Genomic DNA, 16,064 nt, shown 5'->3' with positions numbered 1-16,064 from the left:
TTTCCTGCACGCGCGGCGCCAATTCGCGCAGCGCGCGCAGAGAAGTGCAGCGCGAGCGCCGGGGAAGCGTCGAGAACTGCAGCGCGAACGGCGGGGCGCGAATCGAGGAGTTCCCACAGCGCGGGGTTCGGGATCGACCAGCCATTGTGATGCAGAAGTGCGGCACTTCTCAACCCCCTCGGTGAACCGCCTCTGACGGTGCACGATGCCCCTATGACGCGTACCCGAAGAACGTCAGTGCTGCCCGAGGGCATGGAGGTGCGGCGGTGAAGGTGCTGTTCTGGCATGTGCACGGCGGGTACACCGACGGCTTCGTCCGTGGCGACCACGAGTACCTGCTGCCCGTCGGCGAGAACGGCGACGGCGGCATCGGCGACAGGAACTGGCCCGCCGCGATCGAGGTCCCGCTCGAGGCCCTGCACGAGACCGATATCGACGTCGTGGTGCTGCAGCGGCCCGAGGAGATCGCCCTCGTCGAGCGACTCACCGGGCGCGTGCCGGGGCACGACCTTCCCGCCGTGTTCCTCGAGCACAACACGCCGGGACCGGATGCCACGGGCACGAGGCATCCGCTCGCCGACCGCGACGACATCCCGATCGTGCACGTCACGCACTTCAACCGGCTGTTCTGGGACAACGGCATCGCCCGCACCGTAGTGGTGCAGCACGGGGTGCCCGATCCCGGACCGCTCTACACGGGCGAGCTGCCGCGGGTGGGGGTGGTAGTGAACGAGCCGCTGCGCCGCGGACGCGTCACCGGGACCGACCTCCTGCCCTGGTTCTCGCGGGTCGCTCCCTTGGACGTCTTCGGCATGAAGGGCGACGGGCTCCCGTCCGCGCTCGGCGTCTCGCCCGCCGCCCTCGCCCACGCCGGCAACCTGTCGACGAGCGAGCTGCAGGGGCTGCTGGCGAAACGCCGGGTGTACCTGCATCCCTTCCGCTGGACATCCTTGGGGCTCGCCCTGCTCGAGGCGATGCACCTCGGGATGCCGGTGGTCGGCCTCGCTACCACTGAGGTGGCGCGCGCGGTGCCGCCTGAGGCCGGTCTCGTCTCGAACGACCTCGACGAGCTCTCGGCCGGGATCCGGCGGCTGATCGACGACCCCTCCTTCGCGGTGGAGCGGGGCCTGCAGGCTCGGCGCCACGCCCTCGAGCACTACGGGCTGGACGCCTTCCTGCGTGCGTGGGACGGGGTGCTCGCCGAGGCGCTCGAGTCGCGCCGCACCCTCGTCGCCCCTTCGCGACGCGTCTGACGGCGGTGCGGTCGCGTCGCTACGCGCGGAATGCCGAGATGCCCGTGATGTGCTGGCCGAGGATGAGGGTGTGCACTTCGTCGGTGCCCTCGTAGGTGCGCACCGACTCGAGGTTGTTGGCGTGGCGCAGCGGCGAGTAGTCCAAGGTGATCCCGTTGGCTCCGATCACGGCGCGCGCCTCCCGCGCGATCTCGATCGCCATGCGGGTGTTGTTGAGCTTCGCCGCAGAGATCATGTGGTGCTGCAGCCGTCCCGCGTCCTTGAGCCGGCCGAGGTGCAGCGCCAGCAGCTGGCCCTTCTGGATCTCGAGCGCCCAGTTCACGAGCTTCTGCTGCGTGAGCTGGAACCCGGCCAGCGGCTTGTCGAACTGCCTCCGTTCGAGCGCGTAGGAGAGCGCCTGGTCGAAGCAGTCGCGGGCGGCTCCGACGGCACCCCAGGCGATGCCGTAGCGCGCCTCGTTGAGACACGAGAAGGGACCCTTCAGTCCGACCGCACCCGGAAGCACGGCATCCTCGGGCAGGCGCACGTCGGCGAGCCGGATGTCGCACTGCACCGAAGCGCGCATCGACAGCTTCGGCTCGATCGGGGTGGCGGTGAAACCCGGTGAGTCGGTCGGCACCACGAATCCGCGCAGCCCCTCGTCGGTCTTCGCCCAGATGATGGCGATGTCGGCGATCGAGGCGAGTCCGATCCACCGCTTCGCGCCGTTCAGCACCCACTCCCCCGCTTCGAGCCGCGCGCTCGTGGTCATGCTCGAGGGATCCGAGCCGGCTCCCGCTTCAGTGAGGCCGAAGCAGCCGATCACCTCGCCCCGCGCCATCCGGGGAAGCCATTCCTGCTTCTGCACCTCCGAGCCGTGCTTGTGGATCGCCGACATGGCCAGCGATCCCTGCACCGAGACGAAGGTGCGGATGCCGGAATCCCCGGCCTCCAGCTCCTGGATGGCGATGCCGTAGTCGACGGCGGTGCCGCCGGCGCATCCGTAGCCCGGCAGGTGCAGTCCGAGCAGACCGAGCTCCGCAAGCTCCGGGACGAGTTCGACGGGGAAGTGAGCCCTGTCGAACCACCCCGCGATGTGGGGCCGCACCCGCCGGTCCACGAACTCGCGCACGCGCGCCCGCAGTTCGAGCTCGGAGGCACTGAACTCGTCATCCAGGTTCAGCAGGTCGCTGGCGCTCCGCACCCCGGCGGATGGCGTGGTGGTCACGGTCGCTCCTCGGTGATCGTCCTTCCCCGAGTCTGCTCCCTCTCGTCGCCGGATGCCGCACGGCATCCGGCGCGCAGAAGCCGGGCGGGCGCACGGCCCGATCGGACCGCGCACCCGCCCGGCATCCGCCCTACTTGATCGATCCCCGTGTGACGCCGGAGATCACCCAGCGCTGAGAGAAGATGTAGACGATCAGCAGGGGCGCCATCGCCATCAGGTACGACGCGAAGGCGACCGTGTAGTCGGTGTTGAACTGCCCCTGGAACACGTACTGTGCCAGCGGCAGCGTGCGGGCGCTCGGCGAGGTGAGCACCACGAGCGGCATGATGAAGTCGTTCCACGCCCACACGCACGTGAGGATGCCGACCGTGGCGTTCATCGGCATGAGCAGCGGGAAGATGATCGACCGGAACACCCGCCACGTCGAGGCGCCGTCCATCCGCGCCGCTTCTTCCAGCTCGATCGGGATCGAGCGGATGTAGGCGGTGTAGATGAAGATGTTCAGCGACAGCCCGTAGATCGTGTAGAGGATGATCATCCCGGCCTGGTTGTCCAGCCCCAGGATCGCCGTCTGCTTCACGAGCGGCAGCATGATGATCGGGAAGGGGATGAACAGGGCCGCCAGGAAGTAGAAGAACACTCCCTTGAAGAACGGCCGGTGCACATTGCGCGCGATCGCGTAGGAGACGATCGAGCTCGTCAGGAGCGTGAAGACCACGGCCCCGACGGTGATCAGCGCGGTGTTCGCGAGGGCCTGACCGAAATTGGTGCGCTGCCACGCCTCCGGGAAGTTCTCCCACCGCACCGGATCGGGCCACTCGAAGCCCGTTCCTTCGGTGAGCTGCGCCGGCGTCTTGAGCGCCACGACGACGGCGAGATAGAGCGGGATCAAGACGGTCAGCGAGCAGACGGCGATGAGAGCCGTCGCCCACCAGTTGGTCTTGCGGGTGTCCTCGGCGTCGCGCGAAACGCGCCGTTGACGTCGGGGCTGGTCGATTGCGGCGACGTCCTGCTCGAGCTGCGCCGCGGTGTTGGTCGTGGTGGTCATCAGAAATCGGCCTCTCTGCGCTGAAGGACACGGAATTGCAGCAGCGAGACGATCGTGATCACGATGAAGAAGACCACGGCGTTCGCCGTCTGGTAGGCGAATTCGCCGCCGGTGAAACCGCCCCGGAAGATGAGCAGGGTCACCGACTCTGTCGCGGTTCCGGGGCCGCCGTTGGTGAGGGCGACGACCTGGTCGAACACCTGCAGGAACCCCTTCAGGCTCAGCACGACGTTGATCGTGAAGAACGCGCTGATCAGAGGGAACGTGATCGAGGTGAACTGGCGCCACGGCTTGGCGCCGTCGATGGATGCCGCTTCGTACAGCTCTGATGGGATCGTCTGCAGCCCGGAGAGGTAGATGATGATCGCGAACGCGCAGGCCTGCCAGACGCCGAGGGCGACGATCGCGGTCCAGGACCAGGTCTCGTTCGTCAGGATGTTGTCGGCGAAGAGCGGGATGCCGGCCAGGATCTTCGGAAGCGAGTTCGAGAAGAAGAACTGGAACACGTACCCGATCACGAGGACTGCCAGGACGTAGGGGACGAAGTACACGCCCCGCCAGAAGTTCCGCGCCTTGATCTTGGCGTTCAGGCCGAGGGCGATCGCCAGCGAGATCACGTTCGTCAGGATCGTCGCGACGATCGCGAACAGGAACGAGAACCCGTAGGCGTGCAGCACCCTGTCGTCCTTGAACAGGTTGATGTAGTTGGAGATCCCGATGAAGTTCCAGTCGCCGTAACCCGGATAGTTCGTGAAGCTGAAGAAGATGCCCACGAGCACCGGGAGGGTATGGAAGGCGGCGAATGCGATCACCGCAGGCCACACCATCCAGTAGAACGCGGCCGGTGCCCGGTCGCCGCCGGCCCGCGTGCGCGCGGCCCGCCGTTCCGCGGTGCCGCCGGTCGACGAGGCACGCACGGCCTCTGTGGTGGTCGTCATGTCACTCTCCTGTCACAGGAATCGTGCGAGCGGCAACCTTTGCCCACTCGCGGTCGAGCGTGGCGAGCGCCGCCTCTGCGTCGCCGCTGAAAAGGAACTGCTGGTCGATCGCGGCGAGCGGGATGCTCGGCGGGATCTGGTGATCGATGAAGCCGGTGATCCTGCCCTCGTCGAAGTAGGGCTTCACGGATTGGAGCGACGGGTCGTCGCTGATCTCGGCGCCTTCGACGGAGGGCACCATGTTCTGGGATGCCGCGAACTGCTCGATGACGTCCTTCTCGAACATGTAGTCGATGAAGCGCAGAGCCTCTTCTCGGTGCGGGGTGTTCTCACCCATCGTGACGACGACGTCCACGCCCGAGACGAGCAGCCGGTCATCGGGGTCGTCGACGGCGGGGTAGGGGAAGATGGCCGCCTTGATGTCGGGATTGACCGCCTTCACCGGGTTGATCGCCCAGATGCCCTGAAGGAGCATCGCCACCTCGCCGTTCGCGAACGCGGCGTTGCCCTCGTCGTACGTCTTGCCCCGGTATCCCTTCTGCATGTAGGAGAAGAGCTGGTACTGCTGGTCCATCGCCTCGGGGAAGTCCTTCTGGAACGAGACGGACGAATCGGGGCCGACGTTCTCGCCCTCGGCGCGCATCTGATCCCAGAAGTCGCCCTGCGACGGGTACGCGCCCAGCGCGTTGAAGGAGGGCAGCCCCGTCCACGAGTCGGCGAGCGTCCCGTAGAACGGCGTGATGCCGGCGGCGGCGAGTGCGTCGCACACCGCGATGAACTCGTCCCACGTCTCGGGGACCTCGAGGCCCTGCTCCTCGAAGATCTCCTGATTGTAGATCACTCCGTTGGCGTTGTTGACGTATCCGAGGCCGTTGACCTCGCCCTCCTTGTTGCCGAGATCGGCGAGGATCTCCTGCACGGCGGGGTTGATCGTCTGCAGCACCGGTTCGGCGGAGAAGTCGTAGAACACCCCCGACTGGGCGAGCTTGCCGAACCCGCCGTTGGCGTTGAGGGTGATGACGTCGGGCGCCTTGTCCTTGACCAGGAGCGTCCGGATGATGGTGTCGGCATCCGCCACCTGATTCTGGACGACCCGGATGTCGGGATTCTCCGCCTCGAAGCCCGCGATGATCTCGTTGAAGTCCTCGAGCGCCTCGCCCTTGAACTGGAAGAAGTTCAGGGTGGTCACGCCGTCTCCGGCGTTGCTCGCGCAGCCGCCCAAGCCGATCGTGATGCCCGCCGCGGCGAGCACCGCGACCGCCCGGACGGACTTTCGGTGTCTCATTCTCATGTGTGCGCCTCCTTGCGCTTGGTGCCCGGTGTTCGGTGCTGTCCGGTGTTCGGTGGTTTTCGGTGGTGTGCGGCGTGGTGGTCGGTGGTCGGTGTTCGGTGTTCAGGAAACCGACGTCAGTTCGACGACGGTGGCTTGCTGGGGGAACTGCACCGGCGGTCGGAGCCCGATCGCCGCGAGCTCCCGGCCGGTGAGGGTGGTGTCGTGCTGCGTCCACGCGAGCGGCGACTGGCCGGGATCGTTCGCCTCGTCGGCGGTTCGGATCGCCCGGACGCGATAGTGGCGATCCGGCGCCAGCCCCGGCAGCCGCACCCGACCCGCCGGGTAGGCGATGGATGTCTCGGTCTGAGTGATCGTGAAGACGGCGGATGCCGCATCCGCGGCGATCATCCCGCGCACGTCGATACCGGGATCGGTGCCGTCGACGTGCACCACGCGACCGGAGGCGATCAGCGGCCGCAGCCGCTTCGCGAGCTCGACCCATGAGGCGATCTCGTCCCGCGTGCCGGCGTCGACCGACGTCAGGTCCCATTCGATGCCGAAGTGTCCGAAGAGTGCGACCGCACCACTCAGCCCGAGCGAGACCGTGCGCCCGGAGGAGTGCACGACCGGGCTGGTGAGGTGCATCCCCATCAGCTCCGGAGGCACGACGAGGCTCGTGTAGCGCTGGTTGGTGAGGCGCTCGAGCGGGTCGAGGCTGTCGCTCGTCCAGACGCGGTCGGTGCGGTCGAGGATGCCGAGATCGACACGCGCGCCTCCCGATGCGCAGCTTTCGATCTCGAGTCCCGGGTGCTCCGCCTTGAGCTCGTCGAGCAGCCGGTACACAGCGAGGGTGTGCGCGTGCACCCTCGCCACTCCGCCGGGGCCGCTGCCGGCGTCGACGAGGTCGCGGTTGTGGTCCCACTTGAGGTAGGCGATCGGGTACTCCCCGAGCAGCGCGTGCAGGCGCCCGGCGATGTAGGCGTAGGCCTCCGGATGAGCGAGATCCAGCACCTGCTGGTGGCGCGCCGACGGGGGAAGATCCATGCGGCCGCGCAGGATCCAATCGGGATGCCGGCGGGCGAGTTCGCTCTCGGGGTTGATCATCTCCGGCTCGACCCAGAGCCCGAACTCCATCCCCAGTTCGTTCACGTGGTCGATCAGGGGGTGCAGCCCCTCCGGCCACACGCTCTCGTCGACGAACCAGTCGCCGAGGCCCGCCGTATCGTCGCGGCGACCGCTGAACCAGCCGTCGTCGAGCACATAGCGCTCGACGCCGACGCCGGCCGCGGCATCCGCCAGCGCCGTCAGCTTGTCGAGCGTGTGATCGAAGTACACGGCTTCCCAGGTGTTCAGCGTCACGGGCCTCGGCCGCCGCGGGTGCTGCGGGCGGGCGCGCCACTCGCTGTGGAAGCGGGCGGAGAGCTCCGTCAGGCCGTCGCCCCACGACCCGATCACCCACGGTGTCTGCGTCGACTCGCCCGGAGCCAGGATCAGCTCGCCCGGCATCAGCAGCTCGCCCCCGGCCAGGAACGCCTCGCCCGTGACGACTCGCTCGGCCAGCGCGCGGTGGTTGCCGCTCCATGCCACGTGGATGCCGTGCACCCGGCCCTGCTCGAAGCCGAACCCGGGGCGACCGGCGGCCAGCAGCAGGGTCGCATCCGCACCGGGTCGTCCCCGCCGGCTCTCGCGCAGGTGCGTTCCGAAGGTGAAGTCCCGGCGCTGAGGCGCCCGCTCGCGCAGGTGGCGACCGGTGGTGTCGAGCAGCTCGGTGGCATCCCACGGCACGGGGAAGGCGGCCTGCAGGTTCTGCACGGTGTACGGCGTCTCGCCGGTGTTGCGCAGGTGGATGCGCTGGTGGAAGAGTCCGCCGGGTCCGATGCGAAGCTCGACCTGCGCCGCGAGGCGCGCTTCGCCGTCGACGAGCGAGATGGTCGCGCGGTGGTCGTTCGCCTGCACCCCGGCGACCTCGAACCGCACGCTGTCACCGGCGCCGTTGCGGTGACCCTCGATGCCGGGAGTGCCGAGCCAGCCGGTCGGCCCCGTGGAGACGAGGCTCAGCCGCCCCGTGGTGTCGAGGCCACCCGATACGCGCTGCGGCCGGGCGGCTACGGCGAGGGAGGCGAGCGAGGCGGGGGTCGAAGAAGCAAGGGCCTCTCCCCAGTGCACGATCGCGGGGCCGCCCTCAGCCAGGTCGACGACGACGCTGGTGCCCGCACGGGTCAAGTGCAGCGTGTCCGCCGGATGCTCGGACTTCGCTTGCTGCACACGCTCTTCCGCGCTCCGCTGGGTGATATTCGCCACGCGTTATTTCTACCGCGGAACTAATTCACCGTCAAGAGGCAAACCTTCGCGCGTTTCAGCCGCATTGAGCGGGCAATTGGTGCCAAGATGGAACGAAGGGGGTGCGGATGCTCACGGACAGTCAGGGCGCGCTCGCACGCGAAGTGCTCATCCACGGCCCCATCGCGCGCGGGGAGCTGGGGCGCCGGCTCGGCCTCTCCCCCGCGAGCCTGACCCGTCTGGCCAAGCCCTTCCTCGAGCGCGGACTCTTCGTGGAGGTGGAGGACGCCGGCTCGGGCGCCGTCGGGCGGCCCGTCCGCCCCCTCGACATCACGCCCGACCTCGGCTCCTTCATCGGCATCAAGATCACCGGCGACACCGCCTTCGTCGTGCTCACCGACGCGCGCGCCCGCGCTGTCTCCCAGCACGACATCGCGGTGACCGACAGGGCGCCCGAGGCGGTCGTGGCGCAGCTCGCCGAGACGATCACCGCTCTGGCCGAGAACTTTCCGCCGGTCCTGGGGGTGGGTGTGAGCCTGGGTGGAGTCGTCGATGACGAGGGCCGCGTTCTCCGGGCGCCGTTCCTCGGGTGGAACGGCGTCGACCTGGGTGTCGAGCTCCAGCGGGCCTGCGGACTTCCCGTCGCCGTCGAGAACGACGTCGTGGCTCTCGTCGAGGCCGAGCGCTGGTTCGGCGCGGGGCGGGGCCGTTCTGGTTTCTCCGTCATCACCGTCGGCGCCGGCGTCGGCTACGGCCTCGTCGTCGGCGGCGAGTCCGTGCACACCCGCGAGGCGGGCGTGGGGCTGGGCGGTCACATCCCGCTCGATCCCACCGGGCCGCTCTGCCCGGAGGGTCACCGCGGCTGCTCCAGCGCGCTGATCACATCGGTGGGCATGTGCGCGCAGCTGCAGGCGGCCCTGGGAAGACCCGTCGACTACGACGAGGTGCTCACCATGGCGAGGGACGGTCACCCCGCGGCGGGCGCGGTGGTGGATGCCGGGGCACGTGGCCTCGGTCGGCTGATCGCCCTGGCGGCGAACCTCACCATGCAGCCCACCGTCGTCCTCGCCGGAGAGGGCCTCGGGCTGTGGGAGATCGCGGAGGACGCCGTTCGAGATGCCGCCGCCGCCGATCGCGACCCGCTCGCGAACCCCGTCGAGATCCTCGTCGATCGAGCCGGCTTCGGCGCGTGGGCGCGCGGCGCCGCCGCCGTCGCGATCCAGGCCGCCGTCGCGCGCCTCGGCGACGAGGCCGCCCTTCCGGGCTGAGCTCGGGGTCACACGCCTCGCGTTCCTGACCGACCCTGGGGCGGGATCTTGACCGGCACCCCCGCGAGATCTGAGCCGCCACCCCGGCGAGCCCTCACCGGCCACCCCCGGGGAGATCCCGACCCGCCACTCCGGCTCGCGCTGCTGATTCGTGCGCACGCTCCGCCGATTCACGCAGCGCGCTCAGACAAGTGCAGCCGCAAGCGAAGGGCGCTCTGAGAAGTGTCGGGATGCGCGCCGCCGGGCCCCCGGCTCAGGGGTAGGCGCGCCGGGGGTCGTCGTGCTCGTAGTGCGAGACGGCGAGCGCGGCGAGTTCCGAACGGGTGGCCGCCCCGGTCTTGCGCAGCAGATTCGACACGTGGAACTTGACCGTGTTGTCGCTGATCATCAGCTCCCGGGCGATGGCGTGGTTGCGTGCGCCGGAGGCGACGAGGCGCAGCACGTCCTTCTCGCGGCTCGTGAGCGGGATCAGGTCGGCGAGCGGATGCGGCTCTGGCCGCGGATCCAGCGGCAGGCGCACGTCGATGGACGAGCCCCATCCCGGCGTCGACGTCACTGCCAGCACCCCGTCGAGCGCGGCCACCCGCTCGGCGATGGGACGGAGCCAGTCATCGTGCACCGAGAGCTCGCCCCGGCCGTCGTCGCGGATGCCGACCAGGAGGTTGAGCCCGTCGCAGTCCCACTGGATGCGGACACGGTGCGCGTCGCCTCGGTCGACGAGTGCCAGCACCGCCGTGCGCACCATGGCGCGCGCCCCGTGCGCGACCTCACCGGGAAGCGCGCGACCCGAGGCCGGCGGCTCGACGAGTTCGACCTCGAGGTGTCCGAACCTCGTCAACGGCCCGAGGTCGTCGCGCAGGCGCCGGAATGCGCCGGTGACGGGCTCGAGCATCGAGCTGCGCTGTTCGTCGGTGGCGGCGCGCAGCCCGATCAGGGCGGCCGTCGCCGTGTCGATGGCGGCAGTCCGGGCCGCGCGGTCACCCAGCCGCGGCGACCGCAGGATGGCCAGCATCGATTCGAGGGTGACCGCGTGCTGGTCGGCCTGGTCGGCGACCGTTCGCGCGTGATCCACCAGCTGGCGACGAGATCCTGTGGCGACTTCGTCGATGCTCATGACCTCAACCTACTTCGGCGGCTCCCCACCCATAAGGGTGGGGAGCCGCCGAGCCCGAGCCCGCTTACAGCGCCGCGGCGCCCGCCTCGGCGACCGTCTGGTCCTGCTCGCCGGAGCCGCCGCTGACACCCAGTCCCCCGACGACAACACCGTCGCGCAGCAGTGGCACGCCGCCGGCGAAGATGGCGACCTTGCCGCCGTTGGTCGTGTGGATGCCGAAGAACTGCTGGGTCGGCTGGGCGTTGTCGCCGAGGTCCTTCGTCTGGATGTCGAAGGCCCGCGACGTCCAGGCCTTGCTGATGGAGATGTCGATGCTGCCGATCCAGGCGCCGTCCTGGCGCACGTGGGAAACGAGGTTTCCGCCGCTGTCGACGACGGCGATGTTCATCGGCTGCCCGATCTCGTCGGCGCGCTTCTCTGCGGCGGCGATGATCGTGCGGGCATCGGCGAGGGTCAATCCGGTCATGGTGGTGCTCCTTGTCGTGGGTTGCGTGAATCAGTGATCAGGCGGCGATGTAGCCGTTGGGGTTCAGCACGTACTTGGTCGCCGCACCGGCGTCGAACTCGGCGTAGCCCTGCGGCGCCTCATCGAGGGTGATGGCCCTCGCGTTGACGGCATCGGCGATGTGCACCTTGTCGTGCAGGATCGCCATCATCAGCCGGCGGTTGTAGCGCATGACGGGACATTGCCCGGTGGTGAACGAGAGCGACTTCGCCCAGCCGGTGCCCAGGCTGATCGAGAGCGATCCGACCTTGGCTGCGTCGTCCACCGCCCCCGGATCCCCCGTGACATACAGCCCGGGGATGCCGATGGCTCCTCCGGCGGCGGTGACGCCCATCAGCGAATTGAGCACCGTTGCCGGCGCCTCCTTCGCGTCTGCTCCGTGCCCCTCGCTGCGCGCCTCGAAGCCGACGGCGTCCACCGCGGCATCCACCTCCGGAACACCCAGAAGCTGCTCGAGCTGATCGGGCACGGAGCCCGCGCCGACGTTGACGGTCTCGCACCCGAAGCTGCGCGCCTGCGCCAGCCGTTCTTCGTTCAGATCGCCGACGATCACGACGGCCGCACCCAGCAGATGCGCGCTGGCGGCCGCCGCCAGGCCGACCGGTCCGGCGCCTGCGATGTACACGGTCGAGCCGACGCCCACCCCGGCGGTCACCGCCCCGTGGAACCCCGTCGGGAAGATGTCGGAGAGCATGGCGAGGTCGAGGATCTTCTCCAGCGCCTGATCGCGGTCCGGGAAGCGCAGCAGGTTCCAGTCGGCGTACGGCACCAGCACGTACTCCGCCTGGCCGCCGACCCAGCCGCCCATGTCGACGTACCCGTAGGCGCTGCCGGGGCGATCGGGATTGACGTTGAGGCAGATCCCGGTCTTGCCCTCCTTGCAGTTGCGGCACCGCCCGCACGCGATGTTGAACGGCACCGAGACGATGTCACCCACCTTGATGAACTCGACATCCGGACCGACTTCGACGACCTCTCCGGTGATCTCGTGCCCGAGCACGAGGCCCGCCGGCGCGGTGGTCCGCCCGCGCACCATGTGCTGATCCGATCCGCAGATGTTCGTCGCGACCGTCCGCAGGATCGCCCCGTGCGGGATCTTCCTCCCGACATTGGCCGGATTCACCCCGGGACCGTCGTGGAGTTCGAATTCCGGGTAATCCGTGTCGATCACCTTGACGACACCCGGACCCTCGTATGCGACCGCTCTGTTGGCAGACATCATCGTCCTTCCGTCCCGCGGGTTCACCCCGCGACAGCAAGCCTCACCGCCCGAGCCTGTCTAGGCGATCACTCGTCCGACCCGTTCGTCCTACCCGATCGGGTAGGACTCCGAGCAGGGCCGCACGGGAGGGCACAATGGACCGCATGAGCCCCGACGCGTCACTCTTGACCGAGATGCCGTCCCCGCAGTTCGTCATGTCGCCCGAGGGACATCGCATCGCGACCTATTCCTGGGGAGACAGCGCTGCGCCCACCGTTCTCTTTGTGCACGGCTTCGCCTCCAACTGCCGCGACAACTGGGTGAACACGGGCTGGGTCCGTGACCTCACCCGGGCCGGTTTCCGGGTGCTGGGGGTCGACCAGCGGGGGCACGGACAGAGCGACAAACCGCACGATCCGCACGACTACACCATGGACGCGCTCGTCGGCGATCTGCTGATCGTGCTCGAGACGTACCTGCTCGACAGCGTTCTCTATGCCGGCTACTCGCTGGGCGGTCGCGTGGGGTGGCAGCTGCTGGTGGATGCGCCGGACCGCGTCTCGCGCGGCGTGCTGGGCGGGATACCGGACGGGCGCCCGCTGGCGCGGCTGGACATCGAGCAGGCCAGGGCGTTCGCCGAGAGGGGCACCCCGATCGAGGACCGGGTCACGCAGAACTACGTGACCCTCGCCGAGCGGGTGCCGGGCAACGACATCCGCGTGCTGGTCGCGCTGGCCGAGGGCATGCGCCTCGGGGATGCCGACCCCGACCCGGCCCGGCCGCCACAGCAGCCGGTGCTGTTCGCGACGGGAAGCGACGACGCGATCCTCGAACCGTCGCGGCGGCTCGCGTCGGCCGCGCCGCGGGGTGAGTTCGTCGAGATTCCGGGCCGGCATCACTTCAACGCGCCCGGATCGCGGGTGTTCCGCGAGGGTGCCCTCCGGTTCTTCGCGGATTCATCGACCTGACCCCCGTCTGCTCAGCCCAGCCGCCCGAGCCGGGCCGCGTTCAGGCTGAGAACGGTGTCGGGAGCACTCGCATCCCGTCACCGGGCGATTCATCCTGACTGCGGCCCGACATCGGGACGCCATCGGATGCCGCGGCGTTGAGGATCGCGAGGCGATCGCCGTCCCACCCCACCGGCATCGGGTCGCTCACTCCGCCGACGAAGCCTCCGTCCGTTCCGGTGTGGTGGAAGGCGAAGAGCATCCACCGCCCGTCGTCCCGGCGACGGAGCAGGCGTCCGACATAGAAGGAGTCGTCGGTCACCGGGTAGGCGGCGTCGATGTCGAACGGACCGAGAATATTCGCGGCCGGCACCGCCCATGTGCCGCCGCTGGTGGCCGCCCTGGAGGGCATGGCCTGGTCGGCGAGGCACGAGAAGATCAGCACCGGGCGGCCGTCGACGACCTCGACCTGCGTGACCTCGAGCTGACCGAAGCCGTGGTGGCTCGGAGCACTGAGCGGCGGCCGAAGCTCCCACGTGCGGAGGTCCGGCGACCACGCGTGACCGATCACGCCGCGCCCGTCGATGGGACCCTCGGGCGCCCGCGCCGTCACGAGCATGTGCCAGCCGTCGCCGTCGGGATCGGGGAACACCCACGGGTCGCGGAATGCCTCGTCCTGCCAGGCCTCCGACTCCAGGGTCTCGTACCAGGGACCGCGGGCCTCGAGCACGGGGCCGGGTGCCTTCGTCCACACCGTGAGGTCCGGAGACGTCGCGTAGCCGATGCGCTGCACATTCTTGCCGTTCGGCGCGAGCGAGGAGCCCGTGTAGAACATGAACCACGTGCCGTCCGGGTGCCGCAGCGTCGATCCTGTCCACGTCGCGAGGTCGTCGAAAGCCGGGGCATCGCTGCGCACGAGTGCGTCGGCGACCTGGGTCCACTCCACGAGATCGGTCGACACCGCGTGTCCGATGGAAGCACGGTAGTGCCGGGCGTCGGGGTCCTGCAGGGCGCGCGACGCGTAGAGGAAGAACAGGTGGTAGCGGTCGCCGTCGTCGGCGAACCAGAAGTCCCAGACCCACGAACCGGGGAGGTCGAACAATGTTCAGCCCTTCGCTGATGCGGTCGGGGCGGACCGCGGTGAGAGGTGGGAGGTCAGGTCTGCCCGCCATGGCGGATCCGCGCCCGGTCGCGACACGGTGATCCCCGCGGCCGTCGCGCAGCGCCGCAGGATGGCCTCGAGATCGGAGTGATCGATGTCGCTGAGATCCGCCCGCCGGTCGGCGCCCGAGAGCCCCGCCTCGATCACGCCGTCGATGAGGGCACCCATGAAGGTGTCACCGGCGCCGACGGTGTCGATGACCGACGTGGGAACCGCCGGGACGCGAACCGCGCCCGCAGCTGTGACGGCGAACGCGCCGTCACCGCCGGTGGTGACGACGACCACGGCGGGACCTGAGCGCTGCCACCGGGTCGCGACCGCGACAGGGTCGGCAGCCGGATGCAGCCACCGCAGGTCCTCGTCGCTCGCCTTGACGACGTCCGCCCGCGCAACGAGGGACTCCACCCTGGCGCGCGCAGTCGCGGCATCCGGCAGAAGCGAGGGACGGATGTTGGGGTCGTACGTGACCGTCGCCGATACCCGCAGCTCATCGACCAGCCGCGAGACGTCGTCCGCGCCGGGTTCGAGCAGCGCGGCGACGGAGCCGATATGCAGCAGGTCCGCGCCGGGGATCGGCGCCGCATCCAGCGCCCAGTCGATGTCGAACTCGTACGTGGCGGCACCCGTCGCATCCAGATGCGCGGTGGCGGTCGCCGTCCGCGGCGCGTCGACCGCGTCGACGGTGACCCCGGAGCGCTCGAGCCAGGCGCGCACGGCACGCCCGCGCGCGTCATCCGCCAGGCGGGTCACCAGGCGGGGAGCGCGGCCGAGGCGCCCGAGGGTCAGCGCGACGTTGGCTGGGCTTCCCCCCGGCGCTTCATCGACGGAGCCGTCGGCACGGTGCACGATGTCGACGAGGGCCTCGCCGACCACCACCACGCGCGCTTCCGGGTCGCCCGGCGTTCTCTCGTCCTTCCGCTCGAAGCTCACCCCTTCACCCCGCTCGAGGCGATGCTGCTGACGAACGCCCTCTGGAAGATCAGGAACATGATGAGCACCGGGATGGTGATCAAGGAGGTGTACGCCATCACCTCGCCCCAGGCCGCGTTCAGCTGGAAGAAGTACTGCACGCCGACCATCACGGGGCGCAGCTCCTCTTTCTGCACGACCATGAGCGGCCAGAGGTACTGGTTCCACGCGGGCAGGAACGTGAGGATCGCGACGGTCGCGAACGCGGGGCCCGAGAGCGGCACGATGATGCGGCGGTAGATCGCGAACCAGCTGGCGCCGTCGATGCGTGCTGCTTCGTCGAGCGATTTGGGGATGGTCGAGAAGTACTGGGCGAACAGGAAGATCGAGAACGCGTTGGCGATGAAGGGCACGATCTGCACCTGGTACGTGTTCAGCCAGCCGAAGTCGTACTTCAGCACGCCGCCCTCGAAGACGAGGGTGGGCAGCTGGGCGACCCAGTAGACCATCGGCACGGCGATGGTCTCGAACGGGACGATCAGCGTGGCGATGACCACCGCCAGGACGACGACCCGTCCCTTCCACTCGAGCCGGGAGAGGGCGAAGCCCGCCATCGAGTTGACGATCAGCCCCAGGCCCACCGTGAGCACGGTGATCAGCACCGAGTTGAACAGGAACTGCGCGAAGGGCACGCGTTCGAAGACACCGAAGTAGTTGTCGAGGCTGATGTCGCCGACCGGCAGGAACGCCTGGGGCGAGTCGATGTCCTGCAGGATCTGGGCGTCCGGCTTCAGGCTCGAGACGAACATGTACACGAGCGGGAAGAGGAAGAACAGCGCCAGGAGCGACATGACGATGTAGGAGAAGATCTTCCCACCGCGCCGCCGGCTCTTCTCCGTGCGGGGGCGTGGCGCCGGCATCGCGCCGGTGTCGGGGCGGGTGGACTGGTCGATGGCCAT

14 protein-coding genes are annotated in these 16,064 nt (G+C 69.0%); 3 read left to right on the top strand and 11 right to left on the bottom strand.

Annotated elements, in window-relative coordinates:
• The first annotated feature begins 266 nt into the window (after positions 1-266).
• Positions 267-1,253, top strand: a complete 987-nt coding sequence (locus tag ACLQ2Q_RS18295; RefSeq protein ID WP_425822533.1) for a glycosyltransferase — start codon at positions 267-269, stop codon at positions 1,251-1,253.
• A gap of 19 nt (positions 1,254-1,272) precedes the next feature.
• On the opposite strand, the gene ACLQ2Q_RS18290 is transcribed toward ACLQ2Q_RS18295, so the two are convergent.
• The 5 genes from ACLQ2Q_RS18290 to ACLQ2Q_RS18270 form a co-directional block, all read right to left on the bottom strand.
• Positions 1,273-2,436, bottom strand: a complete 1,164-nt coding sequence (locus tag ACLQ2Q_RS18290) for an acyl-CoA dehydrogenase family protein (RefSeq protein ID WP_425822882.1) — start codon at positions 2,434-2,436, stop codon at positions 1,273-1,275.
• Positions 2,437-2,590: 154 nt separating this feature from the next.
• Entirely contained in the window at positions 2,591-3,508 is a 918-nt protein-coding gene (locus ACLQ2Q_RS18285; RefSeq protein ID WP_425822531.1) for a carbohydrate ABC transporter permease, read from the bottom strand.
• Positions 3,508-4,446: a carbohydrate ABC transporter permease gene (locus tag ACLQ2Q_RS18280; RefSeq protein WP_425822529.1), complete on the bottom strand. Its 939-nt coding sequence runs from the start codon at positions 4,444-4,446 to the stop codon at positions 3,508-3,510. Before ACLQ2Q_RS18280 ends, ACLQ2Q_RS18285 begins: the two co-directional genes overlap by 1 nt.
• A 1-nt stretch (position 4,447) precedes the next feature.
• Positions 4,448-5,737: an ABC transporter substrate-binding protein gene (locus ACLQ2Q_RS18275; protein WP_425822527.1), complete on the bottom strand. Its 1,290-nt coding sequence runs from the start codon at positions 5,735-5,737 to the stop codon at positions 4,448-4,450.
• A 102-nt stretch (positions 5,738-5,839) separates the two neighbouring features.
• Complete coding sequence (locus tag ACLQ2Q_RS18270; protein ID WP_425822880.1) at positions 5,840-8,011, bottom strand: alpha-galactosidase; 2,172 nt, start codon at positions 8,009-8,011, stop codon at positions 5,840-5,842.
• A 116-nt stretch (positions 8,012-8,127) separates the two neighbouring features.
• Here ACLQ2Q_RS18270 and ACLQ2Q_RS18265 point away from each other — a divergent pair, with 116 nt between their 5' ends.
• Entirely contained in the window at positions 8,128-9,267 is a 1,140-nt protein-coding gene (locus ACLQ2Q_RS18265) for an ROK family protein (protein WP_425822525.1), read from the top strand.
• A 253-nt stretch (positions 9,268-9,520) separates the two neighbouring features.
• Here the strand turns inward: ACLQ2Q_RS18265 and ACLQ2Q_RS18260 are convergent, their stop codons facing one another.
• The 3 genes from ACLQ2Q_RS18260 to fdhA all read right to left on the bottom strand — a co-directional run bounded on the left by ACLQ2Q_RS18260 (position 9,521) and on the right by fdhA (position 12,105).
• The gene (locus ACLQ2Q_RS18260; RefSeq protein ID WP_425822523.1) at positions 9,521-10,381 is read right to left on the bottom strand and encodes a LuxR C-terminal-related transcriptional regulator; all 861 of its coding nucleotides are present in this window, start codon (positions 10,379-10,381) and stop codon (positions 9,521-9,523) included.
• Positions 10,382-10,445: 64 nt separating this feature from the next.
• Positions 10,446-10,847, bottom strand: coding sequence for a GlcG/HbpS family heme-binding protein (locus tag ACLQ2Q_RS18255; protein WP_425822521.1), 402 nt, complete (start codon positions 10,845-10,847; stop codon positions 10,446-10,448).
• 37 nt (positions 10,848-10,884) lie between these two features.
• Positions 10,885-12,105, bottom strand: a complete 1,221-nt coding sequence (fdhA, locus tag ACLQ2Q_RS18250; protein WP_425822519.1) for a formaldehyde dehydrogenase, glutathione-independent — start codon at positions 12,103-12,105, stop codon at positions 10,885-10,887.
• 146 nt (positions 12,106-12,251) lie between these two features.
• Here fdhA and ACLQ2Q_RS18245 point away from each other — a divergent pair, with 146 nt between their 5' ends.
• Positions 12,252-13,055 carry an alpha/beta fold hydrolase gene (locus ACLQ2Q_RS18245; RefSeq protein WP_425822517.1) on the top strand — a complete coding sequence of 268 codons (804 nt, stop codon included), beginning with the start codon at positions 12,252-12,254 and terminating at the stop codon, positions 13,053-13,055.
• Between the two features lie 40 nt (positions 13,056-13,095).
• Here ACLQ2Q_RS18245 and ACLQ2Q_RS18240 read toward each other — a convergent pair whose 3' ends face one another.
• From ACLQ2Q_RS18240 to ACLQ2Q_RS18230, 3 genes are read right to left on the bottom strand one after another with little or no spacing between them, the layout of a single operon-like run.
• The gene (locus ACLQ2Q_RS18240) at positions 13,096-14,136 is read right to left on the bottom strand and encodes a family 43 glycosylhydrolase (RefSeq protein ID WP_425822515.1); all 1,041 of its coding nucleotides are present in this window, start codon (positions 14,134-14,136) and stop codon (positions 13,096-13,098) included.
• 3 nt (positions 14,137-14,139) lie between these two features.
• Positions 14,140-15,126 (bottom strand): carbohydrate kinase family protein, encoded by a 987-nt coding sequence (locus ACLQ2Q_RS18235; RefSeq protein ID WP_425822513.1) that lies wholly within the window; start codon positions 15,124-15,126, stop codon positions 14,140-14,142.
• Complete coding sequence (locus ACLQ2Q_RS18230) at positions 15,123-16,064, bottom strand: carbohydrate ABC transporter permease (protein ID WP_425822511.1); 942 nt, start codon at positions 16,062-16,064, stop codon at positions 15,123-15,125. The genes ACLQ2Q_RS18235 and ACLQ2Q_RS18230 overlap by 4 nt, the downstream gene beginning before the upstream one ends.

Source organism: Microbacterium sp. DT81.1 (assembly GCF_049844955.1).
Lineage (GTDB): Bacteria > Actinomycetota > Actinomycetes > Actinomycetales > Microbacteriaceae > Microbacterium.
This window is presented reverse-complemented; position numbering and strand designations above follow the sequence as displayed.

Excerpts from the sequence above, each read along its gene's own strand:
- ACLQ2Q_RS18285 (WP_425822531.1), bottom strand. The coding sequence starts at position 3,508 with ATGACCACCACGACCAACACCGCGGCGCAGCTCGAGCAGGACGTCGCC.
- ACLQ2Q_RS18280 (WP_425822529.1), bottom strand. The coding sequence starts at position 4,446 with ATGACGACCACCACAGAGGCCGTGCGTGCCTCGTCGACCGGCGGCACC.
- ACLQ2Q_RS18275 (WP_425822527.1), bottom strand. The coding sequence starts at position 5,737 with ATGAGAATGAGACACCGAAAGTCCGTCCGGGCGGTCGCGGTGCTCGCC.
- ACLQ2Q_RS18265 (WP_425822525.1), top strand. The coding sequence starts at position 8,128 with ATGCTCACGGACAGTCAGGGCGCGCTCGCACGCGAAGTGCTCATCCAC.
- ACLQ2Q_RS18260 (WP_425822523.1), bottom strand. The coding sequence starts at position 10,381 with ATGAGCATCGACGAAGTCGCCACAGGATCTCGTCGCCAGCTGGTGGAT.
- ACLQ2Q_RS18255 (WP_425822521.1), bottom strand. The coding sequence starts at position 10,847 with ATGACCGGATTGACCCTCGCCGATGCCCGCACGATCATCGCCGCCGCA.
- fdhA (WP_425822519.1), bottom strand. The coding sequence starts at position 12,105 with ATGTCTGCCAACAGAGCGGTCGCATACGAGGGTCCGGGTGTCGTCAAG.
- ACLQ2Q_RS18245 (WP_425822517.1), top strand. The coding sequence starts at position 12,252 with ATGAGCCCCGACGCGTCACTCTTGACCGAGATGCCGTCCCCGCAGTTC.
- ACLQ2Q_RS18230 (WP_425822511.1), bottom strand. The coding sequence starts at position 16,064 with ATGGCCATCGACCAGTCCACCCGCCCCGACACCGGCGCGATGCCGGCG.